This is a genomic window from Mycetocola sp. Y719 (assembly GCF_056713205.1).
This window is the reverse complement of record NZ_JBWYGY010000001.1, coordinates 116280-141614: the sequence shown is the minus strand read 5'-3', so window position 1 is coordinate 141614 and position 25335 is coordinate 116280. Positions and strand designations below refer to the sequence as shown.

Annotated in this window: 21 protein-coding genes; 15 read left to right on the top strand and 6 right to left on the bottom strand. The window is 66.3% G+C overall.

Annotation, left to right across the window (positions count from 1 at the left end; genetic code table 11):
- Positions 1-2670 (bottom strand): family 78 glycoside hydrolase catalytic domain, encoded by a 2670-nt coding sequence (locus tag AC1M0F_RS00490; protein WP_480236247.1) that lies wholly within the window; start codon positions 2668-2670, stop codon positions 1-3.
- Positions 2671-2713: 43 nt separating this feature from the next.
- Positions 2714-3748 carry a LacI family DNA-binding transcriptional regulator gene (locus tag AC1M0F_RS00485; protein ID WP_480236246.1) on the bottom strand — a complete coding sequence of 345 codons (1035 nt, stop codon included), beginning with the start codon at positions 3746-3748 and terminating at the stop codon, positions 2714-2716.
- Positions 3749-3959: 211 nt separating this feature from the next.
- On the opposite strand from AC1M0F_RS00485, the gene AC1M0F_RS00480 reads away from it, so the two are divergent.
- The 5 genes from AC1M0F_RS00480 to AC1M0F_RS00460 all read left to right on the top strand — a co-directional run bounded on the left by AC1M0F_RS00480 (position 3960) and on the right by AC1M0F_RS00460 (position 9641).
- Positions 3960-5279, top strand: a complete 1320-nt coding sequence (locus AC1M0F_RS00480; RefSeq protein ID WP_480236245.1) for an ABC transporter substrate-binding protein — start codon at positions 3960-3962, stop codon at positions 5277-5279.
- A 143-nt stretch (positions 5280-5422) separates the two neighbouring features.
- The gene (locus tag AC1M0F_RS00475) at positions 5423-6277 is read left to right on the top strand and encodes a carbohydrate ABC transporter permease (RefSeq protein ID WP_480236244.1); all 855 of its coding nucleotides are present in this window, start codon (positions 5423-5425) and stop codon (positions 6275-6277) included.
- A complete protein-coding gene (locus AC1M0F_RS00470) occupies positions 6274-7104 on the top strand; it encodes a carbohydrate ABC transporter permease (RefSeq protein ID WP_480236243.1) in 831 nt (276 codons plus the stop codon). Before AC1M0F_RS00475 ends, AC1M0F_RS00470 begins: the two co-directional genes overlap by 4 nt.
- Positions 7101-9191: an alpha-L-rhamnosidase-related protein gene (locus AC1M0F_RS00465; protein ID WP_480236242.1), complete on the top strand. Its 2091-nt coding sequence runs from the start codon at positions 7101-7103 to the stop codon at positions 9189-9191. The genes AC1M0F_RS00470 and AC1M0F_RS00465 overlap by 4 nt, the downstream gene beginning before the upstream one ends.
- A 27-nt stretch (positions 9192-9218) precedes the next feature.
- The gene (locus AC1M0F_RS00460; protein WP_480236241.1) at positions 9219-9641 is read left to right on the top strand and encodes a DUF1801 domain-containing protein; all 423 of its coding nucleotides are present in this window, start codon (positions 9219-9221) and stop codon (positions 9639-9641) included.
- Positions 9642-9648: 7 nt separating this feature from the next.
- Here the strand turns inward: AC1M0F_RS00460 and AC1M0F_RS00455 are convergent, their stop codons facing one another.
- Complete coding sequence (locus tag AC1M0F_RS00455; RefSeq protein WP_480236240.1) at positions 9649-10635, bottom strand: LacI family DNA-binding transcriptional regulator; 987 nt, start codon at positions 10633-10635, stop codon at positions 9649-9651.
- A 184-nt stretch (positions 10636-10819) separates the two neighbouring features.
- On the opposite strand from AC1M0F_RS00455, the gene AC1M0F_RS00450 reads away from it, so the two are divergent.
- The 3 genes from AC1M0F_RS00450 to AC1M0F_RS00440 all read left to right on the top strand — a co-directional run bounded on the left by AC1M0F_RS00450 (position 10820) and on the right by AC1M0F_RS00440 (position 13721).
- The gene (locus tag AC1M0F_RS00450; protein ID WP_480236239.1) at positions 10820-11860 is read left to right on the top strand and encodes a ribokinase; all 1041 of its coding nucleotides are present in this window, start codon (positions 10820-10822) and stop codon (positions 11858-11860) included.
- Positions 11857-12327, top strand: a complete 471-nt coding sequence (locus AC1M0F_RS00445) for an RpiB/LacA/LacB family sugar-phosphate isomerase (protein WP_480236238.1) — start codon at positions 11857-11859, stop codon at positions 12325-12327. The genes AC1M0F_RS00450 and AC1M0F_RS00445 overlap by 4 nt, the downstream gene beginning before the upstream one ends.
- Positions 12328-12389: 62 nt before the next feature.
- The gene (locus AC1M0F_RS00440; protein ID WP_480236237.1) at positions 12390-13721 is read left to right on the top strand and encodes an MFS transporter; all 1332 of its coding nucleotides are present in this window, start codon (positions 12390-12392) and stop codon (positions 13719-13721) included.
- A 65-nt stretch (positions 13722-13786) separates the two neighbouring features.
- Here AC1M0F_RS00440 and AC1M0F_RS00435 read toward each other — a convergent pair whose 3' ends face one another.
- The 3 genes from AC1M0F_RS00435 to AC1M0F_RS00425 form a co-directional block, all read right to left on the bottom strand.
- Positions 13787-14200, bottom strand: coding sequence for a hypothetical protein (locus AC1M0F_RS00435; RefSeq protein ID WP_480236236.1), 414 nt, complete (start codon positions 14198-14200; stop codon positions 13787-13789).
- Between the two features lie 68 nt (positions 14201-14268).
- Positions 14269-15669 carry an APC family permease gene (locus AC1M0F_RS00430; RefSeq protein ID WP_480236235.1) on the bottom strand — a complete coding sequence of 467 codons (1401 nt, stop codon included), beginning with the start codon at positions 15667-15669 and terminating at the stop codon, positions 14269-14271.
- 129 nt (positions 15670-15798) lie between these two features.
- A complete protein-coding gene (locus AC1M0F_RS00425) occupies positions 15799-17472 on the bottom strand; it encodes an alkaline phosphatase D family protein (RefSeq protein ID WP_480236234.1) in 1674 nt (557 codons plus the stop codon).
- 253 nt (positions 17473-17725) lie between these two features.
- On the opposite strand from AC1M0F_RS00425, the gene AC1M0F_RS00420 reads away from it, so the two are divergent.
- The 7 genes from AC1M0F_RS00420 to AC1M0F_RS00390 all read left to right on the top strand — a co-directional run bounded on the left by AC1M0F_RS00420 (position 17726) and on the right by AC1M0F_RS00390 (position 25322).
- Positions 17726-18388 (top strand): hypothetical protein, encoded by a 663-nt coding sequence (locus AC1M0F_RS00420; RefSeq protein WP_480236233.1) that lies wholly within the window; start codon positions 17726-17728, stop codon positions 18386-18388.
- Entirely contained in the window at positions 18385-18897 is a 513-nt protein-coding gene (locus AC1M0F_RS00415; protein WP_480236232.1) for an RNA polymerase sigma factor, read from the top strand. The genes AC1M0F_RS00420 and AC1M0F_RS00415 overlap by 4 nt, the downstream gene beginning before the upstream one ends.
- 228 nt (positions 18898-19125) lie before the next feature.
- Positions 19126-19731, top strand: coding sequence for an AfsR/SARP family transcriptional regulator (locus AC1M0F_RS00410; protein ID WP_480236231.1), 606 nt, complete (start codon positions 19126-19128; stop codon positions 19729-19731).
- A gap of 211 nt (positions 19732-19942) precedes the next feature.
- On the top strand, positions 19943-22363 hold the full coding sequence (locus tag AC1M0F_RS00405; protein WP_480236230.1) for a hypothetical protein: 2421 nt from the start codon (positions 19943-19945) through the stop codon (positions 22361-22363).
- A complete protein-coding gene (locus AC1M0F_RS00400) occupies positions 22360-23622 on the top strand; it encodes a hypothetical protein (RefSeq protein WP_480236229.1) in 1263 nt (420 codons plus the stop codon). Before AC1M0F_RS00405 ends, AC1M0F_RS00400 begins: the two co-directional genes overlap by 4 nt.
- A gap of 24 nt (positions 23623-23646) precedes the next feature.
- Positions 23647-24159: a hypothetical protein gene (locus AC1M0F_RS00395; RefSeq protein WP_480236228.1), complete on the top strand. Its 513-nt coding sequence runs from the start codon at positions 23647-23649 to the stop codon at positions 24157-24159.
- 20 nt (positions 24160-24179) lie between these two features.
- A complete protein-coding gene (locus tag AC1M0F_RS00390) occupies positions 24180-25322 on the top strand; it encodes a hypothetical protein (RefSeq protein ID WP_480236227.1) in 1143 nt (380 codons plus the stop codon).
- Positions 25323-25335 lie beyond the last annotated feature (13 nt).

Sequence of the window (25335 nt, the reverse complement as noted above, 5' to 3'; positions counted from 1 at the left end):
TCAGGAGGTCGCCGCCAGAAGGGCCTGCGGGTCAGCGACGCGCACCGCAGAGACGACGATGCGATGGTCTCCAGGGCCGACGGGTTCACCGGTATAGGCGCCACCGTCAACCTCGATCGACGACTCTTCCGTGGCCGGCAGGTCAAGTACCGCTTCGGCGCCGTACGGCACCACCAGGTCCATGTGCAGGTTGTTCCCCGAGAGTCGCCAGTCGACGGATGCGTCGCCCAGTCGGGTCTCAACGGTTGCGCGTGCCCAGGTGATGGCCGTCGAGGGTCGCGGTGCCACGACGATCTGCCGGTAACCCGGCCGCTCGAGAGTCGGGGCAATACCGGCGACGTAGCGGTAGATCCAATCGATGACAGCTCCGTAGGCGTAGTGGTTGAACGAGAGCATTCCAGAGCTGTCGTCCGTGGCCATCTCCCCTGTGTGGATGCTTCCGTCGGGCGCCAGCGCGTCCCATCGTTCCCACACGGTCGTCGCGCCCATCTCCACCTGGTACAGCCACGACGGTGCTTCCAGGCGGAGGAGCATGAGGAACGCCTCGTCGGTGTGGCCGCTGTTCACCAGGGCGAAGAGCACGAGCGGGGTGCCGAGGAATCCGGTGGCGATGCGTCCGCGCTCATCGCGGACATTCCGCGCGAGCTCCTCACCGATGCGCGCGCGTTCCTCGTCGGGCGAGATCCCGAACTCCAGCGCGATCGCCGCACCGGTTTGGGTGCGAACCGCTTCAGCGCCCCAGCGCTCCCAGGTGTCCTGCGTCACGCGGTCGGCGAGATGATCGGCGGCCTTGGCGCGGTCGGCGTCGCCGACGAGCCGCTCGGCGTTCGCCAGCAGCCGGGCGCTGTGCGCGAAGAATGCGTTCGCCACGTAATCAGACGAGACCTTCGCCTTCCACGGCTGATCGCCCGGTGCATCAGGGTCGAGCCAGTCACCGAACTGGAATTCGGTGGGAAGCAGACCGCCGTCGGCCCGGCGTTCCAGGCTCGCCACCCAGCGGCGCATGCTGCTCAGCTGCCGAACGAGGACCTCATCGCTGCCATAGGACTCGTAGATCGCCCACGGCACGATGGTGGCGGCATCCCCCCACCCGGCGCGTCCCATCGTCGTCCATTCGCCATCCTTCGGCTCCTCTGGATCGACGAGAATGTTGGGTACGACGGCCGCGACGGAGCCGTCAGCGTCCTGATCGAGTTCGAGGTCTCGCAACCACGACACCCAGAACTGCTCGACATCGAACAGTGTGCTGGCGGTGGGCGCAAATGCCTGGGCATCGCCGGTCCAGCCGAGTCGTTCGTCTCGCTGCGGGCAGTCCGTGGGCAGCGAGACGAAGTTGTCGCGCTGAGACCAGGCGACGTTCGAGTGCAATTGCTCGAGCATCGGGTCGGAACACGCGAACTCGGAACGGGGCCGGTCCGCGCTGGAGATGGCGACGGCCGTGGCCGATACGACTTCGGCACCCGTGATTTCGGCGTACTGGAAACCGTGGAAAGTGAAGGTCGGCTCGAGCGTCGTCTCACCGTCGTGGGCGAGCACGTAGCCGTCGGTCGCCCGCGCTGTGCGCAGTGACTTGGTGTGGATGGAGCCGTCGGGCTCCAGCACCTCGGCGTGACGGACTTCCACCCGGTCGCCGGCGGAGCCGCGAACCACGAGCCGCAGCCATCCGGCGATGTTCTGGCCGCTGTCAAGGAAACTGTGGCCTTCACGCTGCTCGACGGCCACGTCCCACTCCCGGATCGTTCGCACACCGCCGGTGATCCTGGGCTCCACGGTTGCGGTGTCGACATCGATCGGGAGGGCCGGAACCCACGCGGAGTCGTCGAAGTCCGCGGCATCCCACCCCTCGGGCTCAGCCCCGAGATCGATCTCAACTCCGTCGTAGAGGCCCGCGGATCGGATGCCCCCTGTGGAGGTCGTCCACTCGGGGGACGAGGCCACGCTCACCGTCGTGCCATCGGCACACTCGACGTCGAGCTGGACGAAAGCGGCCGTCTGTGTCCCGTATTGCTCGGTTCCGTCCTCCCAGCCGAGACGGCCCCGGTACCAGCCGTCTCCGAGCAACGCACCGAGTGCGTTCTCACCGACGTGGAGCAGCTCGGTGACGTCCCAGGTTCCGAGAACGACACGATCCTTGTACGCCGTCCAGCCGGGGGTGAGGTGTTCATCCGTTGCGCGTTCGCCATTGATCCGCAGCTCACCGACACCCCAGAACGTGGCGTGCAGGCGAGCCCGTGCCGGCGTCGCAGGAACGGTGAACGTCGTGCGCAGCAGCATCACCGGGCCGTCGACCGGCTCAGTGCCACCGATCGGTCGCGCCGTCAGTGCGCCAGGGTCGACGGCAGCCTCCACCGTAAGCGGATCGCTCCACGCCGACCATCCGGCAGCCGTGGCGATGCGAACCTCATAGATCCGCACCTGCCCCGCCTGCAACGAAGGCCCTGGCGCGACGACGCCGATCGAGGTGTCCGCGACGGTCGGTTCCGCCGTGCCGCTCGTCGCGCCGTGCCAGCGCACCTGATAGCCGATCTGGGGGGATGCCGCGTTCGCTCGCCAGGTGAGGCGCAGATCAGGCAGCGGGACGCCGATCAGATCCTCGGGATACTGCGTTCGCAGCGCAACGATGCGAGCGCTGGGATCGACGGCCGTTGGGGCAGGCAGAAGCTGGGACATTGTCAACCTTCCTTGGGTGAGTGCCCGGTGTGAGTGGTTCGGGTCAGGGTGTGTCTCTGGTCGGTACTGGTCGCGATGATTTTCGGATCTTGAGCGCGGGCTCGACCATGAAGTTGGTGGGCTCAGAGCGTCCGCCGATGCGCTCGAGAAGCAGGCGGATGGCTTGCTCACCCATGGCTTCGCCGGACTGGTTGATGCTCGTGAGCGAGACGGCGGGGTGGCCGGCGATGTCGATGTCGTCGTAGCCCACGACGGACACCTCTGCTGCGGTGGGGCCGAACTCATCGATCGCCCGCAGAGATCCGAGGGCGAGCTCGTCGTTTCCGGCGAAGATCGCCGTGGGAATCTCCTGGTCGAGCAGCGCAAGAGTGTCGAGCCGCGCGGACTCTTCGGTGAGGCCCGTGCGCACGACACGTGTGTGCTCGCCGAAGCCTGCAGCGTGCATCCTGGCGACGTATTGCTCCAGCCGAACCGCGTGTGGATTGCCTGAGCCCGGTCGGGTGACCTCTTCGCTTCGGGTGAGGTGGACGATCCGGTGATGGCCTAGCTGGAAGAGATGTTCCATGACGAGGCGGGTTCCCTCGACATCGTCACCGATGACCGTGTCGTACGAGACCGCGTGGTCGTGGCGGCCGAGCATGACCACGGGAACCTTCGTCGCGAGCCGTTCGAGCCATTCGGACGTCACGAGAGGCGAAATCGCGACGATGCCGTCGACCTGCCGGTCGGACAGGGCACTCAGCGCGCGCACTCCTTCGTCACCGTCATCCCCTGTGGCCGGAGCGATGATGAGCTGGTACTGGGTGTGCTGCAACGCGGCAGTCGCCCCGGCGATGATCTTTGAGAAGAACGGGTTCCCGATGTTCGGCAGCTCGATCCCGAGCGTGAAGCTCACGCCGCGCATCGCCCGGGCCGCGACGCTCGGGCGATAGTCGAGCGACTGGATCGCCGCGTTCACTCGCTCGCGCATCGCGGGGCTCACGCCATACGCGTTCCGGATGACTTTGGACACCGCTGCGCGCGAGACTCCAGCCACTCGCGCGACATCCTCGATGGTCGCTCCCCGCGATCCTGGCATGCCTCCCCCTTTCGACTGGCTGCCACGATACACGCTCGGCGGCGAAAAGATAGACCGATCTACAACTGGATTTCAGCCTGTTGTAAAATCGTTTCAATAAATTGTTGTAGATCGGTTGACATAAATTCGGCGGCGCTTGTAACGTGGGCCACCACAGCACCGAGATCGTTCGGAGCATCCAACAGTGCAGTTGCTTTACATGGAGGTAAAGATGATGGTCCCCCGTACGTCGCGACGCTCGGTCGTCGCCATAGGCGCAGGCGGTCTCGCCCTGTCGCTCGCACTCGCCGGCTGCTCCGCCGGAGATACCGATTCCGGCTCCGCCGGCACACTCACCTACCTCGTGGACAACCAGGAGGCGACGGTTGCGACCGCTGAAGCACTCGCCAAGGCGTTCACCGCCGAGAACCCCGACATCAAGATCGACGTCCAGACTCGACCGCAGGGAGCGGATGGCGACAACCTCATCAAGACACGCCTCGCCACCGGAGAGATGAGCGACGTGTTCGCTTACAACTCCGGCTCGCTTCTTCAGGCACTGACCCCTGGGTCAACTCTCGTCGATCTCTCCGGCGAGTCCTGGGTCGACAAGCTCGACAAGAACTTCATCGACTCGGTGGGCGGCGACGACGGCGTCTACGGTGTGCCGATGGGCCAGGCGATGGCCGGCGCCGTGCTGTACAACAAGGACATCTACGCAGAGCTCGGCCTCGAGATTCCCACCACCTGGGATGAGTTCATCGCCAACAGCGAGGCGATCAAGGCTGCCGGGACGGCTGCCCCGATCGTGCAGACGTACGGCGACACATGGACGTCGCAGCTGTTCATCCTCGGCGACTTCAACAACGTCCTCGCCGAAGACCCCGACTGGGCTGAGAAGTACACGAACAACGAGGCCAAGTACGTCGACCAGCCCGCATTCGCCGGTTTCGAGCACCTTCAGCAGGCGTTCGAAGACGGTCTCTTCAACGAAGACTTCGCGTCAGCCAAGTACGCAGATGGCGTCACCATGGTTGCCACAGGCGCAGGAGCGCAGTATCCGATGCTGACCTTCGCGGCGAGCCAGCTGATGACCACGAACCCGGAGGCCAGCGACACCGTCGGAGCATTCCCGCTTCCCGGCCCTGACGCAGACACGAACGGGCTCACCGTGTGGATGCCGGGCGCGGTCTACATCCCCAAGTCGACCGAGGGCGAGAAGCTCGAGGCAGCGAAGAAGTTCGTCGAGTTCCTCGTCACACCGGAGAGCTGCGACATCCAGGCTGAGACCACTGCCGCCCAGGGTCCGTTCGTCGTCGAGGGTTGCGAACTGCCCGACGACGTGCCGGCGATCGTCTCCGACCTCCAGCCGTACTTCGACGAGGAGAAGACCAACCTCGCTCTCGAGTTCCTCTCCCCCATCAAGGGCCCTGCACTCGAGCAGATCACGGTCGCGGTCGGTTCAGGCATCACGCCAGCTGCCGACGGTGCAGCGCAGTATGACGAGGATGTGAAAAAGCAGGCACAGCAGCTCGGCATCGAGGGCTGGTAGGCCGCACCACCGATCTGCAGGGCCGGGCTGACCGCCCGGCCCTGCAGGCACATCCGGGAGATCCAACTATGACCACTGCGACAACACCGACTTCGACATCGCGAGGGGGCATCGCCCCTTCCCCGCCGGCCAAGCGTCGGCCCATGAAGAGTTCCTATCCGACCTGGTTCTTCATTCCGGCGGGTGTCTTCTATGTCGTCCTGTTCCTCGTTCCCACCCTCGCGTCGTTCTACTTCGCGCTGACGCGCTGGACCCTCTTCGAGGTCGAATTCATCGGCTTCGACAACTTCGTGCGGTTCTTCCAGGAACCGCAACTGGTGCAGGGTTTCATCAACACATTCATCTACGCCTTCATCACGTCGGCCTCCAAGGTCGTACTGGGCCTCCTGCTCGGCGTCTTCCTCAGTTCGCAGATCATCGGACGCGGTTTCCTGCGAGCGACCATCTTCTTCCCCGTGCTTGTCAGCACCATCGGCGTGGGCATCCTGTTCAAGGTGCTGATGGACCCGTTCGGCGGCCCTATCAACGAGACCCTTGCGGCGATCGGGATCCAGGGCCCTGCATGGCTGACCGACCCGTCGATAGCTTTGCTCTCGGTCGCCCTCGTCGACATCTGGAAAGGTGTCGGTCTTGCAACGCTCATCTACATCGCCGGCATGGTCGCGATTCCCCAGGAGTATTTCGAAGCCGCGAAAGTCGACGGCGCCGGGGCGTGGAACAACTTCCGGCACATCACACTCCCACTACTCCGCCCAGCGACGGTGACCGTTGTCCTGCTCTCCCTCATCGGAGGCTTGCGATCGTTCGACCTGATCTGGGCGATGACCGGCGGAGGTCCTGGCTTTACCAGTGACGTGCTGGCATCCGTGATCTACAAGCAGTACCAGGCCGGGTTCTTCGGCCTCTCCACGGCCGGAAACGTCGTTCTGTTCGTCGTCGTCGGCGCGATCATCTTCCCACTGTCGTGGTGGCTCAACCGAAAGGGGGACGCACAATGAGAAATGTCGCCTGGAAGTGGGGCGCCGGCATCGTCGCCATCGTTCTCGCCCTCATCGTCTTCATCGTCCCGTTCGCGTTCATCGTCTTCACGGCTGGGAAAACGCAGGCGGAGGCAGCTGCCCTCGAATTCACGTGGCCCACCGAGTGGGTGCTGTTCGACAACATCATCACCGTCATCCAGAACCGCGACTTCCTGCTGGTCCGGGCATTTCTCAACAGCACCATCCTGACCGTCGTGGCGGTCTCCGTCATGGTGGTGCTGGCTGCGATGGTGGGGTATGTCCTGCAGCGCCGGAGGTCGCGCTGGAATCCGCTGGTGAACGGTCTCGTCCTTGCCGGCCTCATCATTCCGCCCGCTGTCGTGCCCACCATCTGGGTCCTGCAGGGTCTCGAGATGTTCAAGACGCTGCCCGGCCTCATCGCGGTGCACGTCGCATTCGGTCTGTCGTTCTGCATCCTGTTGTTCCGTGCGTTCGTCTCCACGATCCCGCGCGAGCTCGACGAGGCGGCGATCATCGACGGGGCCGGCCCGCTCAAGCTCTTCTTCCGCGTGATCTTCCCGCTGCTGCGTTCAGTGATCGTCACGGTCATCGTCGTGCAGTCCGTCTTCGTCTTCAGCGACTTCACCTATGCGCTGTATTTCCTGCCGGGAGATGAGAACGCCACCGTGCAGTTGACGACGTTCAACTTCATCTCCCAATCGGTGAGTTCGTTCAATCTCCTTTTCGCGGATGTACTCCTCATCACGATCCCGCCGCTGATCATGTACATCTTCTTCCAGCGAGAGATCGTCGCCGGCATGACCTCCGGTGCCGTGAAGGGGTGACCGGAGACCAGCGGCCGCCTGGCACGGCAGCAGAGGTCCGCGCCTGGGTTCGTGAACGTTCTCCCCAGCCCTTCGAGGATGCCGCTGTCAAGCGATCTCCGGATGGCACGGCGTGGGTATACGGACCTGGACAGTATGAACTCGCCCTGCTGGCCCGGCTCGTAGACGACGGCTTCGCCGCCAACCGCAACGTGCATTACCCGCGCAACTACGGACGGGTCTCCTGCGCGGCGTCGTTCGTCGTGACGACCACGCATGCCGCGACCGTCACCGTGCGCATCGCCGGCACGCTGACCGCGGCTACCGTGAACGGCGCGCCCAGCGCCCGCGACATCCTCGATCGGTCCGCAAAAGTTCTCTCGGTCACCGCTCCAGCAGGCGCCGAGGTCCGCGTCGACGTCACAGGGGCCGAGGGTGAGGTTCCTGCTGTTTCGGTCGATCGGGACGCGCCGCTCCGGGACTGGCAGGCGCGGACCGGTGACGGCGCGTGGGAGGCCGTACTCCCCCGGTTCGGCGGCGATGCTGCGCCGCACCTCGAGCCGGCCGGCTCGGTCGAGGTCGTTGCCCGCGGGCTCGGCGATTCGCTCTTCGACCTGGGCGCCCCCCTGCTCGGCCGCCCGATCTTCCCGCCCGGCCCTCCCCCGCGTGTGTCCAGCGGCGAAAGCATCGACGAAGCCCGCGCCGACCCGGACACCCACGAAACGCGGCACGAACTCCTCGCCCTTCCTGCTGGAGGCTGGACGACGAAGCACCTGCTGGGTTTCCGGTACCTTTTCGTCGAATCGAGCGTTCCCCTCGCATCCGTCGTCGTGCAGGCATCCGTGCCCGTTGTCGACCGCCCGGGAGCATTCGCCTGCTCCGATGACCGGCTCACCCGCATCTGGGCTGCATCGCAGTACACCCTGCGTCTCTGTATGCAGGGACTGATGATCGACGGGATCAAACGTGATCGGATGCCGTGGGCCGGCGACCAGGCGTTGAGCACACTCGCCAACGCCTACGCGCTCGGGGTCGGTGGTGTCGTCGCCGACGGACTTGTCGCGCTGGGCCGACCCGATCACGGATACGTGAACGGGATCGCGGACTATTCACTCTGGTGGGTGGTGAACGCCGGCCTTCGCCTGCGGTATTTCGGCGATCTCTCCTTCGCCGCCACGGAAGCGGACCGACTCGACGCGTTCGTCACCGACCTGGCCCGACACGCGGGAGAAGACGGGGTGTTCCGGCCCACGAACCAGCCAGGCGGTTTCGTCGACGCCGGACACGGCTCGGTGTTCCTCGACTGGGGCCTCACACTGGAAATCGGTCGCGATCCGATCGCCCTGCAGATGCTCTGGTACTGGGCACTTCGCAGCGCACATCGGGTACTTGCGGCGGCGCAGCATCCGAACGCCCGACGATGGGGCGAACTGGCCACCGACCTCGCCACAACCCTTCGGCAACGCGGATGGCTGCCGACCCATGGGCGCTGGGCCGACTACCTCGACGCCCGGGAGTCCGAACAGCCGGCCCGATACGCCAACTTCCTCGCGGTGCTCTCCGGGATCCACAAGGGAAGCGAGATCCCCGCTGGGGTGGCGGAAGCCATTCGCGTGGGCGCCGCCGGGACACCCTTCATGACGGCCTTCCGCCTCCGGGCCATGCTCGCGGCGGGAGACACGCCTGCGGCGCTCGAACAGGTGCGGGAGACCTGGGGCGCGATGCTCGATCGCGGCCCTGGCACGTTCTGGGAGGAAGCGACCCTCGGCGACGACATCCTCGCGATGTACGGCAGGCCGTTCGGCCGCAGTCTCAGCCACGCCTGGGCATCGGGTCCTGCCGCTATCCTGCCGGAGGCAATTCTCGGGGTGCGACCCATCGACGACGGATGGGCCCGGTTCGAGGTGCGCCCGGAACTCGGTGACCTCGACTGGGCGAGCGCCGTCATCCCGGCTCCTTCCGGCGACATCGTCGTCGTCGCCACACGAGGGCGGACCGCGGTGGAGATTCCCGCCGGAACGACGCTGATTCGAGACGACCGCGCCATTCCCGGTCCGGACACCGTCGAGTGGCCGTCACCGGCGGAGGAGTCTGCAGCAGTACTCTGAGGGTCCAGCACGAGCTCGAGGAGACGCATGGCAGCGAAACAGCCCGCAATGTCGCCGTCCGACCTTCCGGTCGATGGAGTACTGGACCGCGCCACCGGCCCCAGGCGTGCAGAGGCTGACGAGCTGCTCGCTCTCTTCGGCGAGATCAGCGGTGAGGACCCCGTCGTCTGGGCGGGCCGCATCATCGGGTTCGGTGAGTTCGAGTATCGCTACGAGAGCGGACATGGAGGCCGTTCTCCCCTGCTCGCATTCGCGCCAGGGCCGACGAAGCACACGATTTACCTCGCCGACGACTTCTCGGTGCGCTGGCCCGATCTCCTGGCGGGGCTCGGCAACTACCGTGCGAGCAAGGTCTGTCTTTACTTCACGCGGCTGACGGATGTCGACCGCGGCGCGCTGCGATCACTGCTGGAACGCTCCCTCGCCGAAGCGCTGTCGCAGGCGAACTGAACGCGCCCTAGGACTCCGAACGATCGATGAACGTGGTCGCGATCCGCTGAGACTCGACGGTTCCGCCTGCGATGAGCTCGAGCAGCCCGGCGACGCCGCGCCTGCCGATGGCGGCAGCGTCGTGCCTCACCGCGCTGATCGCCGGCGACACGAACTCGAACCACTCGAGATCGTCGAACGAGACCACCTCGATCTGGGAAGCCCACGAAGGGCCGAGACGGTGACGCAGGGCACGCACCGCACCAAGAGTGGTGGGTCCGTTCGCTCCGAACACCGCCGTCGGCTGCGCTCCCCTGTCGAGAATGCGCACCATGGCGAGCTCGGCGCCGTCGGCGAGGAAGTCGCCGGCATCGATGAGCGCCTCGTCGGTGCTGATCCCGTGTGACGCCCTGCCTGCGAGGTAAGCCGCTTCACGCTCCGCGCCGGTCGAGATCGTGGTCGGGCCTCCGACGAAGGCAACGTCCGTGTGCCCCCTGGCCTGCAGCCAATCGAGGACGAGGCCGACGCCCTGACTGTTGTCTGTGGCGAAGAACGGCGCGTCGAGGCCTTCGACGAGCCGGTTGAGCAGCACCACCGGAAGACCTGATGCGAGGAGCGAGGTCAGCTGCGGAGTGAGAGGGCCCTGAGGAGCAAGCAGCAGACCGTCGATTCGCTGCGAGGCGAAGATGCGGAGGTACTGGTCAGCCTGGGTTTCGTCTTCGTTCGCGTTGGCGAGGATCACCGTGTAGCCCAGCCGCATCGCCTCCCGCTCAGCCGCATGCGCGAGCTCGGAGAAGAACGGGTTACGGATGTCGGAGACCAGCAGCCCGAGAACGTTCGTGCGCGCGCTGCGGAGCGATCGCGCCGGGCCGTTGGCGATGTAGTTCAGCTCGGCCGCGGCAGCCTGGACCCGGGAACGCGACCGGGGCGACGTGTTGCCACCGCCGCTGAGCACGCGCGACGCTGTGCCGAGGGAGACTCCCGCTCGCTCCGCGACATCTTTGATCGTCGGCATAGGTCAACTTCCACTGGAAACGTTTCATCAGTTTCCAACACCAGACCACGCCACGCAAATCCCTCGCCGCGCGTCGTCCGAATGCCGGATGGCGAGGCGCTCCAGATCCGAGGTTGCGCTCCTGTCGACGTTAAGCAATAGTGGAAACGTTCCCAATTGGAAACGTTTCCACCGCGGAGGATCAATGCCGACCATCAACGATGACGCTCGCGACGCGACCGTCTTTCCCGGAGCCGCCTCGCGTGTTCCGAGCGAAGACGTGACCGCTGGACGTCGCATTTTCGTCGTCGGAAGCGTGAACCGGGACATCCTCGTCAGGACTCCGCGGCATCCCTCGCCCGGAGAAACCGTGACCGGCAGTCGGCTCGACACCGGCCTCGGCGGGAAAGGCCTCAACCAGGCGGTCGCAGCTGCGCGCGCCGGTGCAACGGTCATCATGGTCGGCGCTGTCGGCGACGACGATGCCGGGGATGCCGCTCGCGACCGGCTCCGGTCAGACGGGGTCGACATCGACAGGATGGTCGTCCGCAGCGACGTGCACACCGGATACGCGGTCGTGACGGTGGATGACTCGGGCGAGAACTCCATCGTCGTCGTCCCAGGTGCGAACGGATCCCTCGACGGCGATGACGTTACTCGCCTGCTCACCGGTCTCCGCACGACCGACATCGTCGTCCTGCAGAACGAACTGCCCGCGTCAGCAGGCTCGGCCGCGGCCCGGGTGGCACGGTCCGCGGGGGCGACCGTGGTCTGGAACGCGGCTCCCGCTCCGACCGCCCTCGACAACATTCCCGACGTGATCGATGTGCTGATCGTCAACGAACATGAGCTTTTCTGCGTCGCCGAACTCCTCGGTCTCGAGGACCAGGACAGGGACGGACTCATCGGCGCTGTCGGCCGGCGGCTGGATGCCGTCGTCGTCTGCACGCTGGGTGCGGACGGTTCCATCGTCGTCGACGGTGTCCGCAGCGAAAGCGTGCCTGCGGCATCCGTCGACGTGGTCGACACCACCGCGGCAGGCGACACGTTCATCGGATACCTCGCCAGCGCCCTTCCGTTCGACGGCGTCTCAGCTGCGCACCTGCGCGTCGCCGGGGCTGCGGCTGGTCTCACCGTCACCCGACCCGGTGCGTCCGAGTCGATCCCCTACCTCCTCGACGTCGACCGGTCCCTGGACCTGTCCGTCGCCGCCCCAGCCAACCAGCCGATTTGGAGCACATCATGAAGGTCTCACTGGGAGCCGACCACGCCGGCTTCCCTTACAAACAGCTCGTGCACGACGCGATCACCGCCCTCGGGCACGAGGTCATCGATTGCGGGACCCACAACACCGACCCGGTCGACTTTCCCGACATCACCGCGGCGACGTGCATCCCGGTTCTCGATGGCCGCGCAGATCGTGCGATCCTCGTCTGCGGCTCAGGCGCCGGAGCGATCATGGCTGCCAACAAGATCCGTGGCATCCGGTGCGGACTCGCGAACGAGCCGTTCTCCGCGCACCAGGCCGTCGAACACGATGACGCCAACGCCATCGCGCTCGGAGCGTGGCTTGCGCCCCGAGCCTTTATCGGCGAGATCGTCGCGAACTTTCTCAACGCGACCTTCGATGACGACGAAGACACTCGTCGCCGGGTCGCGAAGCTCAACGCACTCGACGACCGCACCTCTTCCCTTGTCCCTGAACTGACCTGACCCACAACCACCTCGCACGGCTGCCACGCAATCATCTGTGGCACGATCAAAGGAGATCCACTATGACGGACACCACCATCGACAAACCACGGACATCACTCCGCGGGTCACCCGACCGGCTCAAGACATCGATCGCCGCCGGTATCGGGACGAGCGTCGAGAACTACGACTTCATCGCCTACGGCACCGCCTCCGCTCTGTACTTCGGCGCGGTGTTCTTCCCCGAGGAAGACCGGTTCATCGGCACACTGCTGAGCTTCGCCACCCTGGCCGTCGGGTTCCTCATGCGCCCGCTCGGTGGCGCCATCGGCGGTTACATGGCTGACCGGTTCGGACGCAAACCCGTTCTGGTCGCAGCGATGATCGTGATGGGAGGCGCGACCTTCTGCATCGGCATCCTTCCGACCTACGCGACGGTCGGCATCCTCGCACCGATCCTGCTCGTCCTCATCCGGATGATTCAGGGTCTCGCCTTCGGGGCGGAGTGGGGTGGGGCGATCACCATGGCCTACGAGCACGCGCCGGCGAACCGACGCGGCATGTACGCGGCGATCCCTCAGGCGGGTAACCCTCTCGGCATCGCGATGGCCAGCGCGATGTTCGTCTTCAGCGCCGGGCTCGAAGGCGACTGGCAGTGGCGGACGCCGTTCCTCCTCAGCGCGGTGCTTGTCATCGCTGCACTGTTCGTCCGCTCGCGCCTCAGCGAATCACCTGAATTCGAAGATGCCAAGGCGTCGGGCCAGACGGTGAAGAACCCGTTCCTCAGCGCGTGGCGCAACGACTGGAAGAGCATCCTCCGGGTCGTCTCCCTCCGCATCGTCGAGTCCTTCACCTACTACTCGACGGCGACGTACCTGCTGAACTACATGGCCGAGCGCTTCCCCGACATCAGGCCACTCGCGCTCGGGGCGATCACCGCCGCGAGCCTCGTGGCGATCTTCATCACGTTTGCCGCCGGAAGCCTGAGCGACAAGGTCGGTCGAAAGCCCCTGTACATCGCAGGATGCATCGCCGCAATGGCGTTCGCGTTCCCGATGTACCTGCTCACCAACGACGCCGTCCCCGCGCTGGTCGTGCTCACGTTCATCATCGGCATCGGTGTCATCCACGCCACCCTCACCGGTGTGCAGGGTTCCCTGCTGACCGAACAGTTCGGCACGGCTACCCGCACCTCCGGCGCGTCGATGGGCTACCAGATCGCCGCATCGGTCGGCGGGTTCGCTCCGCTCATCGCGGCCCTCGCGGTCGGAGCGATCGGCTGGCCCGGAGCATCGCTGGTCGTTCTCCTCGCTGCGACGATCGGCCTCATCGGTATCCTCACGACCCGTGAGACCTGGGGCAAGGCGGAGCGTCGACGCGTCGCCGAACTGCTCGCGGCCGAGGACGCTCGGTAACGACGAGCTGATCACAGACTCGTGGGAGGTCGGTTCACACCGGCCTCCCACGAGTTTTTCGTCTGTCAGCCCTGTGCCGGGCCGCGGACGGTGACGGGACTCTGGACCATCACGAGCAGGCGTCGCCCGTCGTTCCATGACACTTCGACGATCCATTCCCCGTCGGCTTCGCTCAGACGGTAGACGTCGGAATGGAAACCATCGGGCTCGACGACCGACTCCGCCGTCCAGCGCTCGGCAATGAGGTGCTCGCCGAGGGCGGCCGCCGCGGCAGGCAATGCGTCGTCGACTGTGATGGTCGATTCCGTGGTCCAGTGCGCCACCTGTCGTTCCGCCGGTACGAGCCACTCGGATTCGTCGAACCAGGCCCGGGAACTGACGGCCTGGTCGGCGGCGTCAGGCAGCTGCGCGAGCAGTTCTGCATGGATCTCCTCTGCCCGCGCCTCGTATGCGTCGAGCCGGCTGTCCGGCGGTGCCACGCACCCGGTCAGGATCGCGGCAAGCGCCGCCGCCCCGATGACGACCGGGACTCGACGTCGACAAGACATCACCCGCGACGGCGGCGCGACGCGGTGTAGATGCGCTCGGCAATCCACAACACGATGCCGATCGCCAGGAGCACGAGCGCGATCCCGTACTGCCCGGCAGGCCGGCCTGAGGTCCATGGGAAGACCAGGTACAGGCAGGTGATCGCCCCGATGACCGGCAGGAAGACGGGTGTGTGGAAGTGCTTGTGGTCGACCGGCTGACGCCGCAGCACCAGCACGGCCACGTTGACGACCGCGAACACCGTGAGCAGGAGGAGCGACGTCGTGCCGCCCAGCAGAGCCACGATCGAGCCTTCGGCGTCGAGGGAGACGTAGACGATGAGGCCCAGCGCCAGTGCGCTCGTGAAGAGGATTGCCGCCCAGGGGGTCTGGCGCTTCGGAGCGATCTTCGAGAGGAATGGCGGCAGCACGTTCTGCCGGCTCATGCCGTAGAGCAGGCGGCTCGCCATCATCATGTTGATCAGTGCCGTGTTGGCGACCGCGAACATGGAGATGAACGGCAGAAGGTCGTTGATCGGGAAGCCGGGTGCCGCCGCCTCGACCGCCGTCACGAGCGGGGTCTCGCTGCCGACCAGGTCTCCGATGGGGACCAGCGCGACAACGGTGATCGACACCAGCACGTAGATCACGGCAGCGATGCCGAGCCCGCTGAGCATCATCTTCGGGAAGATGCGGCTCGGGTCCTTCGTCTCCTCGGCCATGTTCACCGAATCTTCGAAGCCGACCATCGCGAAGAAGGCGAGCGAGGTGGCCGTGCTCACCGCGAGTAAAACGTTCTTGTCCTCAGGCGTGTCGAAAGCGACGACCCGCGACCAGTCCGCGTTGCCGCCGGCGATCGCCCACATGCCGATGATGATGACGAGGAGAAGACCCGACAGTTCCACGAGGGTCAGGACGACGTTGAGCCACACGCTCTCGGACACGCCGCGAAGATTGACCAGCATGATGAGCACGATGAACGCGAGTGCGATGAGCATGGTCGGCAGCGTGTCGCCCGGAAGGCCGAAGGCGATGGTGAGGTTCGCCGCGAACGCCCGTGAGGCGGTCGACGCTGACGTGATGCCGGATGTCATGACGATGAAGCACACGATGAACGTGAAGAAGTGGATGCCGAATGCCTTGTGCGTGTACAGCGCGGCGCCCGCAGCTTGCGGATACTTCGTGACCAGCTCCAGATAGGAGAAGGCGGTCACCGTCGCGACGGCGAACGCCAGGAGGAAGGGCAGCCAGGCGGCTCCCCCGACCTCTGCGGCGACCTGGCCCGTGAGGGCGTAGATTCCCGTGCCGAGGATGTCTCCGACGATGAACAGGAGCAGGAGCCCTGGCCCGAGCACCCGTTTCAGCTGCGGCTGCTCCGGTTCGACGGTTTTGACGACTTGCGTCCAGGACGGTTCACTCATCTTGTGCCCCTTTCCGAGCCCAGCGGATCACCTTTCCCTCGTCACCATAAACCCACTCACCGCTCTGGTGCGAGCAATCCGTATCAACCTGCGACCGTTCCACCGGATTCGCCGCCCATCCGCCGGTGGTCACGGCGACAACGTGCTGTCCCTCTCCGCCGCCACGGTGATGGATGCGACCTCCTGGAGGCGTGGGTGCAGTTCGTCCCCGTGCTCGACGACGCCGGTGTGCCACGTCATGACGAGACCGTCTGGTCCGTCCTGCAGCAGCGCGAGGTTGTTGTCGAACCACGGGCCCTTCACGGTCTTCCAGCGGAATGGCGGGTCGGGAACCCGAACCGAGCGCGCGGCCGCCGCCCCCAGAGGCGTCGCTGCGCCGTACGACATCGCCGCCGAGAACCAGCGCAGTAACCTCGGCAACGGGTTCCGCACGGGCGAGCAGACGGCTTGCACGATGCGACTGCCGTTCTGGCGTTCCACCTCCGCCAGATAGGAAAAGTGCACGTCGCCGGACAGGAAGGTCACGGTCAGCGGTGATGGGCCGCGCTCACCGTCAGCCAGCTCCGTCGCGATCCGGGCGACGGCCTGGAAGCTGTTCTGGAATGCTGCCCAGTGTTCCAGGTCGAAACCCTGCCGCAATCGCTCGCCGACCCGCGCGGCCAGCCGACCCCAGGCGCCCTGTGCGATGGCCTCATCCCAGGCCTCGACGTGGTGCAGTCCAGGAGGAAGGAGAAACGGCAGCGACGTGCCCACAAGCACGTGGCGAAACCCGCCCACCATCCGCTCATCGAACCACGCCAGTTCCTGCACGTTCAGCACCCCGCGAGCCGAGGGCGTGAGATCCCTCGCGACGCGGGAGTCCACGACGATCAGCCGCACGTCATCGAAGTCGCGGCAGTAGCTCCAGCGGTAACTGCTCGGGTCTCTGTCGCAGCGGTCCGCGAACTCGTCGAGCGCGGCGCTGAGCTCGAGTGACGATGTGTCATCGTGCCCAGAGATCTGACGCCACAACTCGTCTGTTGCCCGTTCGCGGGGAGAGAGATTGCCGAGGTGCTGGTACACCCAGTACGACGCCAGTCCGGCGACGATCCGTTCGTGCCACCAGGAGGTGGCCTCCATCTTCTTCTTCCACTCGAGCGATGCGTTCCAATCGTCGCGGATGTCGTGGTCGTCGAAAATCATGGCGGTGGGCACGCTCGAGAGCAGCCACCGATTGGCCTCGTCCGACCAGGCGAGTTGATAGAGGTGGGCGTACTCTTCGAAGTCTTTCAATTCCGCGCCGGGCTCCTGGTGGATGTCGCGCCGACTGCGGATGAATTCCTGCATCTCCCCCGTGGTCGAGTCGGCATACACCTGGTCACCGAGGAACAGCAGAAGATCCGGTCGTGGCTCGCGGCCGTCCGCCACCGCGAGCGCGAACGCTCGCAGTGAGTCGACCCCGTGGGTACGGTTGCCGGCACGGTCGTGGGGCACACTCGTGCGGCATGACCCGTACGCGATGCGCGGGTGTCTGCCCGGCATACGCGTGGCGATCACGGATGCCGGGTACTCGGAATCCGGAATCGGCCAGACGACAACCCCGTCGATCTCCACCTCGTACGGCCTGACGGTGCCCGGCTCGAGCCGATCGACTTCCACGAGCGCGTAGTTGTGCCCGTGCACGGCAAAGCTGCGGGCCTGCCACGCTCGCCCCTCGGCGCGCACCGTGACCAGGCATCCGGCTCGTGTCTCCACCCAGATGCTCGCTGACGTTTCATCGACGTACCGCAGCATGGGTCCCAACACGAGCGAAGACGTGGCCATGAAACTGTTCTACCGCGTGCAGGCCGGCGGGGGCCAGAGGTTCCAGTCGCGCGGCTTCTCCACAATGCCGCTCTATCCCGGACTCGGAGGAGACTCCTCCGCTGATGCCATGCTCGACGCACCGGTCATTGCTGAGCCCTGCGGGCCAGGCCGTGATCGTGAGCGGGTATGGGCGATCTTGCTGCTTCGTGGACGAATCGCGCCGCGCCGGACAGGTATTGAGTGAACCTATTCTGAGACGAGGAAAGAACTCATGGATCGAGAACCGTTGGATGACCTGCTGGACGCTTCGGCGCCGGCGCGACAGGTGATCGACAAGAAAGACCTGCATGTGATGCTCGCGGATGCGCGACGTGTGGCGCGTCCCTCGAGGAAGTATCGGCGCACAGCGATTTTCAGTGGCACCCTCGCGCTTCTGCTCGCAGGTGGGGCCGGCGTCGCGACGGCGGCTTCGGGCTGGCTGTGGGGCAATGGGCTGGAGAACCCCGACCGCTCCTACAGCTACACGTCTGCGACGTGGGGAGAGTGCGAGATCCGCTACAGCGCTGTCGACACGTATGATCCGACGATCCAGAGCGGCGTGGACCGCGCGGTCGATGACTGGTTCGCGAACACAGATATCGAGGCGGCGGCAGATCCGTTCGTGGCGAAGCATCTCGCAGCGCTTGAAGCTGCGCAGGCAGCGACGAACCAGGCCGACATCGATCCTCAGGCCGCGGAGATCAATGAGTGGACGGCCCACGACCAGGCCCTGCAAGAAGCCGCCGCCAACGCGTTGAAAGCGGCAGGGTTTGACCTCACCGATCTGCCCGCCCCGAAACTCCCGGAGTATGACTCGGACTTTAAGGAGTTTGCCGCGGTGACGTGGCACAGCCAACTGCACTGCAGCGGCGAAAACTGGAATGGCGACAAATGACACGCCACCTGGAAGAGGCGGCACTGATCATGGCTTTCGAGGCGAACGCGACCGACCTGCTGGCGTACCTCGCCCGACGCGCCGGCCCCGACGACGCTCCCGATCTCCTCAGTGAGACGATGGTCACGGCCTGGCGGCGGATTCGCCACCTCCCCGCGGAATCGGAGCGGGCACGCATGTGGCTTTTCGGGATCGCTCGGAAAACGCTCCTCAACCATGCGCGTGGCGAGCACCGCCGATGGGCACTTGCCGACCGCATCCGCAGCCACAGCCACCATGACTCGGCGGCAACCTCTGCCGACGACGGCGCCGAGGTCCGGGACGCGATTGCCCGCCTCGACCCAGCTCTGGCGGAGCTCGTCCGACTGGTCCACTGGGAAGGATTCACACTGACGCAAGCCGCAAAAATCCTGGACATCCCAGCGTCCACGGCGCGGAGTCGCTACCAGAAAGCGAAGGCAGACCTCCGCACAGCGCTGGTCCCTGAAGTCCGGGTCGTCTCTCGATGACGGAGGCAGAAAATCGGGGTTGACGTATCCCGCGTGTCTGGCCACTGTTGGAGTGTCAAAGAATGAGGCGATGAAGCCTCCCGGACGAGACACACCCGATTCTCCCCGCGGCACGCATATTTCACTCGCCCGTCTCGCGAGGACCTTCAGGTGTTGGGGATGGCGGAATCGACGCGGCGGATATCCATTGTGGGAAGGCTGGGAGTCTTTCCTCCCACACGTTTGACCTTGCCCGCTCGCCGGATCCTGACGTTCCTGGCCCTCCATTCCGACCCGGTGTCCCGTGGAGTGGCCGCCGGTCGGCTCTGGCCCGACCAGCCGGACATCCAGGCCAGGGCGAACCTGCGGCGCGCGCTGTGGCAGTCGCCGCCCGGCTGGGTCTCGTCGTTCGCAGACGACCTGTGCCTCGAAGCGCACGTCGACCTCCCCGACGCGCGCCGTGTCGCCGCGCGCGCCCTGGACAGTGGTGAACTGACCCTCGAAGAGATCACCATGCTCTCGGAGGACCTGCTCCCCGGCTGGCACGAGGAGTGGGTGCTCGTGGCACAGGACGCGTTTCACCTTCTCCGTGTGCAGGCCCTCGAGGCGGCGTGCATCACCATGGCGAACGCCGGACACCACGCCCTCGCGACCCAGGCCGGCATCGCGGCCCTCGCGGCCGAGCCGCTCCGCGAGTCGGCCGCCGCCGCGTTGATCCGGGCGCACGTCATCGAAGGCAACCGTTATGCGGCCGCGCGGCGGTTCCACGACTTCGCGGGGCTGCTCCACCGGGAACTCGGCGTGACGCCCCATCCGTCGCTCACGGCAGCCCTGAACGGTGACGACCGGCCGTAGCCCGGGTGGGCAGGCGCCCGGCCGATCCACGCGGCCAACTCCGGACGATTCGGAGACGCCGCTCGGACAGTGAACGGATGCGGGGCACACGCATTGGGGACGATCCCCGGTCGCGGGAGGACACGCATCCAGACGCCCCCGGTGGTGGACTGGGTCGAGGCCGTCATCGCGGCCCGGCAACATGCGATTCATCGCCGGACGGAGCATCGACATGTCAACGATCCAGGAGCCGGTCACGGCCAGCGAGTGGGAAGGGCCCACCTACTCCGAGAGCCCGTTCGCCGAGCGGGCGAGCGAGCCCCGCGACGCCGGCACGCCGCAGTCGCTCGGATTCATCCCATGGACCGAGAACCTGAGCCCGTTTGCGGAGACGACCCTCGGCATCCCGGCCAGCGAATCCGACCTGGCGCTCGCCGAGACGTTTGCAGAGCTGAGGGACGAATCGTTCGACGAGGCCCTGGGCGAGCTCATCGCCGAGACGGAGGACGTCGTCACGCAGCGGTTCTCGGAGGAGGCGCCGGCATCCGCCGGTCCCGAGAAGGAGCGTCTGGCCTACAGCCACCTGGATCCCATCCGCTACGAGGCCGAACAGTATCTCGACCGGCTGGCTGAAGGCCTTGCCGGGGTCGACCTGGAGTCCCTCGACGATGCCAGGCTGGCCGAGGTCATCGGCCGATACGACCCTGTGACGCCACAGGTCTCCCCCGCAGGCGAGGACTTCATCAAGGCGATAACCCGGAAGGCACGGAGCGTCGTCGGGGCGGTCCTCAAGAAGGCGAAGGCAGTGGCGACCTCGGTTGCCGGCCCGCTTGTCGCTGCGGCGCTCGGCAGGCTCAGGAGCTTCATCAACCCGATCCTCAAGCGCGTGCTCTCCTTCGCGATCGACCGGCTGCCGGAACCGCTCCGCGCTCCAGCCAGGCTTCTGGCGAGCAAGATCACCTCCGAGACCCTCGAAGGTGAGGCGGATGGCGAGGACTTCGCGTCGTCGCCGGCACAGGCGACCGATCCGGAAGCCCTCGCCGAATCGTTCGACGCAGCCCTCGCCGAGGCGATCACCTCCGTCGGCGGCAGTCAGCCGGAACTCGAATCCCTCGCCGGCGACCAGTACGGACAGGAGCAGGAGGGTCCGGAAGAGAGCCGGGAACTCGAGACCCTGGCCGAAGCGCGAGGCACCCTCATCGACACGCTGAAGCAGGCGCGTGACGGGGAGGATCTCGCGCCGGCGGTGGAACAGTTCGTACCAGCCCTGCTCGGCGCTCTCCGGGTCGGTATCAACCTCGTGGGCCGGCCGAAAGTGGTCAATTTTCTGGCCGGGTACCTCGGAAAGCTGATCGCCCGCTGGGTCGGACCCCAGGTGTCCGGGCCGCTCTCCAGGGCGATAGCCGACACCGGGCTGAGGCTCGTGTCCCTGGAGCAGCCGGAGTACGAGCGCGAGGACGAAGCCGTCCCGGCGATGCTCGCCTCGACCATCGAAGACACCGTGCGCCGTCTCGCCGAGACTGAGGACTACGTGCTCGAGGACGAGGACCTCATGCATCTCGCGACCGCTGACGCGTTCGAGCGTGCGGTGGCCACGAATTTCCCGCCGAACTACGTTCGCCCAGGGGCCAGGCGCGCGCCGTCCATCGGGGGCCGCTTCGTGGCACGGCGACCCCGGAGCGCCCGCCCCTACCGCCGCTTCAACCGGACGCCCGAGATTGAGCTGACTGCTCCCGTGGCGGCACGGATCACCACCTTCGGCGGCGTCACTTTGGCTGCGGCGCTTCGTGCGGCCGGCGCCGCCCTTCCGCTCAAGGTGAGGGTGCACATCTTCGAGGCCACCGTCGGAACCTCCCTCCGCCGCATCGCGGCGATCGAGCGTGGGCGGCGAGGCGGGGGCCGGATCTCCTCAGCCCGGATGCATCCGCTCACCCCCGCCGTCGCCGGCCTGCTTCTTCGGGAGCCTGGTCTCGGCGTCACAGTGGGTCCGGCCTACCTCCGCAGCCGGCAACGCGTGGCAGCGGGCCAGCGCTTCTACTTCCTCGAGCCGATGACGGCAGCAGGCGTCCCAGCCCCGCAGACGGGGCAGACCGCCCCAGGGTCCGGCGTCGCCAGCCAGGGCTGGATCGTCGTCGACACAACGCAGTCCCGCATCGTGGTCGCGCTGTACTTCTCCGAGACCGATGCGCAACGGATTGCGTCGTCCACAACGGCCGGCCGGCCCGCCACCGTGCTCCTGCCTGCCCTCACCGCGGCTTACGACTCCGCGGCGAAGTCGTTCGGGGCTCCATCGGGTCGTGTGCGGATCGTCAAGGAACTCGAAGAGGGTGAGGAACTCCTGGGGCCCGTGACCGACCGGATGACGCCCATGCTTGCGGGCGCCATGCGCAGGGCCATGCGCTCGTGGCTGCTCCCCCTGCTCTCTGAGTGGACGAGGTCGAGGTCCGCCGAGTTCGTTCAGGCGGCGGCAGCACCGGCCAACGGTGTGACGATCACCGTCACTCTCACCGGCGTGCCGGGCATGACCGTGGTCCGGGATGCCATTCGGGGAAGCCTTGGGGCCGGCACGCTGCAGTCGGTGGCGTCTGGTGCTGCCTTCCGGGGCACTCCGAGCGGTACCGTCATCGTGAAGCCCGGGAAGCAGAAGCCATGACCCCGCCACGCCCTGCCTCGACACGGCTGGTTGCCGACGACCTGGAACGCCAGGTCGCCCACTGGCTCGCCGCGGCGACGACGTTCCTGGATGCGGAGGAGTTCGCCTCCGAACTCGCCTGGCGCTCGGTGGAGTCGCAGACCGGAATACCGCTGCGTCGACAACTCGCCGGACTGGTGGCCGACCTCGTGGCCATGGGACGCGCCGCTTCCCTTGTCACGCAATCCGCGCGGCGGGACGCCGCGAGACTTCCGTCGGCGGCGCGAGCGGTCCAGGCATTCCGGCGCCGCTACACCCAGGTCGAGGTCACCCTGGACTTCTTCGGCGACGCCGTCAATTCCCGCACCAGCCCGCATCTGCGCTCAGCACTCCAGACCCTCGACCAGCTCGCGGCTGCCAGTATGGCGCCGGTGCTGGCCGGATCGGGGCTCAGTCCCGTCCCCGCCCTGGTCTACGTCGACAAGGGCATGGGCGCATCGATACTTCGGGCCGGCATCCGACTGTGGACGCCGGGGAGCATCAACCCGGTCGCGGCAATCAAGATCGTGCGCCACAACCTGTACCGGCCGACGTCGCTGTTCCATGAGACGGGGCACCAGGCCAGCCATCTCACCGGCTGGACGGACTCCGTCCGCGGGTCGCTCGCCACGACACTCGCCGACGACCCCGAGTTGCAACGGATGTGGACGCCGTGGGCGTCCGAGATCGCTGCAGACGTCTTCGCCTTCCTCCACACCGGTTTTGCGTCAGTCACCGCGCTCTACGATGTCGTGGGCGATGCACGGACGATCCTCCGCTGGCCGGCGGGCGACCCTCACCCCGTGGGTTGGGCGCGCACACTGCTCGGCTGCGCGCTGTGCCGGCGCGCGTACGGCCCTGGCCCTTGGGATGCACTCGCCGAAACGGTGATGGTGTCGCATCCGCTGCGCCTGGCAGACCCGACGGTGCGTCGGCTGCTCGAGCGGGCGATCCCCCGGCTCGCAGCCCTCGCCGGCGCCTGCCTCGACGCACCGGTCCCAGCGCTGCAAGGAAGACCGATGACCAGCATCCTGGATCCGGCACGCGTCTCCCCCAGCGCTCTGGCCGACCTCGAGCATCAGGCTGGACCCGCGCTTTGGACATCGCCGCACTGGCGCCGGGTCGAGGGCATCCGCCTGATCGCGCTGGCCGGACTCAGGGAGGCCGAGCGGCCCCTGGAAGCCCCGCAATGGATCGAGCAGGCCCGCAGCTGGATGACCGGCGAACAGCGGGCGGCATAGAGAACTCTCGAGATCGGAGGAGAAATGGCTGACAAGACGAGGCCGAGCGACGCGAAGGGGTCTGCTGCATCGCAACGGGCTTCCACGCCCACCGCCAGGCAGACGGCGGAGTCGCTCGCGAGCGCGCACGCCGAGATCGACAAGCTGAAGGCGAGCAATGAGCGCATGTTCCAGGAGATGCAGATCCTCGGTGGCTTCGGAACGCTCATCAACGTGCTGCAGAACGGCATCGGCAATGTCGTCGACGAACTGGCGCCGTTGAAAGACCTGTCACCGCCGCAGACCGCAGAACCGTTGGATCCGAGGGTTGCTAGCCGGCTCCTCAACCTGGAACGGTCGCTCGACCGGGTTCGGTCCGACTCCTACACGATCCCCTTCACCGAACTCGACGTCGGCTTCCTCCACGACTCCCCTGTGGCTTCCGACATCGAGTACCCGGAGAACCCGTATCCCGGGCCGCAGTATCCCGAGCAGTACTCAGACGACGGGTTCCATGGCGACGCAGGAACCGGCAGAAGAACTGGAGCAGCATCATGATTCCGCAGTTGGTGCGCAGAATGGTCAACCCACCGGCGCCAGGAGCGCCCCTGAACCCCGCGCTGCCGCCTCTCACCGAACCCGAGGCCGTCGCCGCGGTGCTCGCCGCAGACCCGTTCGACCTCGTGCTCCACCTGGAGCAGGTGTGGGACGCGGCGAACGTGTGGGCGCCCAACGGGGTGCCCGCCGGCCCGGCTCGGCGAACACTCTTCACCATGGGGGCATTCAGCCTCTATCAACCGGTGACGAACCCGGCGTGGGACCACTTCGGCTACTCCTACATGCTCGAGAACACCCGGATGATCCAGATCATGCGGCGTGTGGTGCGGGAATTCCGCCTGGGAGAGGGACTCGGAGTGGCATCCGTTGCGACCCAGCGCTGGCTGGATGTCACGGAGACCTTGCTCTACGCCGCCCACAATCCCGTCGCGGCGTGGCTCTCGACAAGTCTGGTACGGCCGGACGCCGAAGCCGTGAGGCGGAACGCCTACTGGCGCCTGTTCGGTATGGACCTCGCTTTCGGCACCGAAGACAACAAGCCGTTCGTCTACGAGAAGGCGGCCGCGGCGAACACGACCTTCGTCGGCCTGTTCGAAGAGTTGTTGTTCGAACTGTGGCAGGCCATCACGAACATCCGGAACCTCTCAGGCGTGAACGCGGCCGACGACGACCGGATCTATCGGCTCGCCGAGCAGCTGCAGTTCATGCTTCGGTCGAGGCGCCAGCGTGCCATGCTCGCCAGGGAAGAACTCGCCGCCAACCTCGTCGTCGGCTGGATTCAGCTCACCCTCGACAGCAACACGCCGGTCATCGTCGACCTCAGGGCCCAGGCGACCAGCCCCGCGGACCGGTTGAAGATCGTGGGCGAGCGGGTGGGTCTCCCGGCTCACAGCAAGTCAGCAGCCCTGATGTCCATGGCCCCCGACCTCTCACTCATCCTGCGGACGATCGAGGCGAACGTGATCGCCGGGCCGCAATTCTCCTGGGTCCTCTACGCGAGCGTGCCACCGCCGGGATCTCCGCTGCCCCCTGCCGGGCCGGCGCCTCTCGGCCCCAACGCTCGCAGGGTCATTACGGAGTGGTCCGCTGCGACGGGCCGCGACATCAAGTCCAGGAAGGTTCCGGTCGAGGTCCGCGGGCGACCCCAGCTGGCGTCACGGTAGACGGCCGGCAGGC

Bases quoted from the DNA above. Each gene is read 5' to 3' on its own strand.
- AC1M0F_RS00490 (WP_480236247.1), bottom strand. From the start codon at position 2,670: ATGTCCCAGCTTCTGCCTGCCCCAACGGCCGTCGATCCCAGCGCTCGC.
- AC1M0F_RS00485 (WP_480236246.1), bottom strand. From the start codon at position 3,748: ATGCCAGGATCGCGGGGAGCGACCATCGAGGATGTCGCGCGAGTGGCT.
- AC1M0F_RS00480 (WP_480236245.1), top strand. From the start codon at position 3,960: ATGATGGTCCCCCGTACGTCGCGACGCTCGGTCGTCGCCATAGGCGCA.
- AC1M0F_RS00475 (WP_480236244.1), top strand. From the start codon at position 5,423: ATGAAGAGTTCCTATCCGACCTGGTTCTTCATTCCGGCGGGTGTCTTC.
- AC1M0F_RS00470 (WP_480236243.1), top strand. From the start codon at position 6,274: ATGAGAAATGTCGCCTGGAAGTGGGGCGCCGGCATCGTCGCCATCGTT.
- AC1M0F_RS00460 (WP_480236241.1), top strand. From the start codon at position 9,219: ATGGCAGCGAAACAGCCCGCAATGTCGCCGTCCGACCTTCCGGTCGAT.
- AC1M0F_RS00455 (WP_480236240.1), bottom strand. From the start codon at position 10,635: ATGCCGACGATCAAAGATGTCGCGGAGCGAGCGGGAGTCTCCCTCGGC.
- AC1M0F_RS00450 (WP_480236239.1), top strand. From the start codon at position 10,820: ATGCCGACCATCAACGATGACGCTCGCGACGCGACCGTCTTTCCCGGA.
- AC1M0F_RS00445 (WP_480236238.1), top strand. From the start codon at position 11,857: ATGAAGGTCTCACTGGGAGCCGACCACGCCGGCTTCCCTTACAAACAG.
- AC1M0F_RS00440 (WP_480236237.1), top strand. From the start codon at position 12,390: ATGACGGACACCACCATCGACAAACCACGGACATCACTCCGCGGGTCA.
- AC1M0F_RS00430 (WP_480236235.1), bottom strand. From the start codon at position 15,669: ATGAGTGAACCGTCCTGGACGCAAGTCGTCAAAACCGTCGAACCGGAG.
- AC1M0F_RS00425 (WP_480236234.1), bottom strand. From the start codon at position 17,472: ATGGCCACGTCTTCGCTCGTGTTGGGACCCATGCTGCGGTACGTCGAT.
- AC1M0F_RS00420 (WP_480236233.1), top strand. From the start codon at position 17,726: ATGGATCGAGAACCGTTGGATGACCTGCTGGACGCTTCGGCGCCGGCG.
- AC1M0F_RS00415 (WP_480236232.1), top strand. From the start codon at position 18,385: ATGACACGCCACCTGGAAGAGGCGGCACTGATCATGGCTTTCGAGGCG.
- AC1M0F_RS00405 (WP_480236230.1), top strand. From the start codon at position 19,943: ATGTCAACGATCCAGGAGCCGGTCACGGCCAGCGAGTGGGAAGGGCCC.
- AC1M0F_RS00400 (WP_480236229.1), top strand. From the start codon at position 22,360: ATGACCCCGCCACGCCCTGCCTCGACACGGCTGGTTGCCGACGACCTG.
- AC1M0F_RS00395 (WP_480236228.1), top strand. From the start codon at position 23,647: ATGGCTGACAAGACGAGGCCGAGCGACGCGAAGGGGTCTGCTGCATCG.
- AC1M0F_RS00390 (WP_480236227.1), top strand. From the start codon at position 24,180: ATGGTCAACCCACCGGCGCCAGGAGCGCCCCTGAACCCCGCGCTGCCG.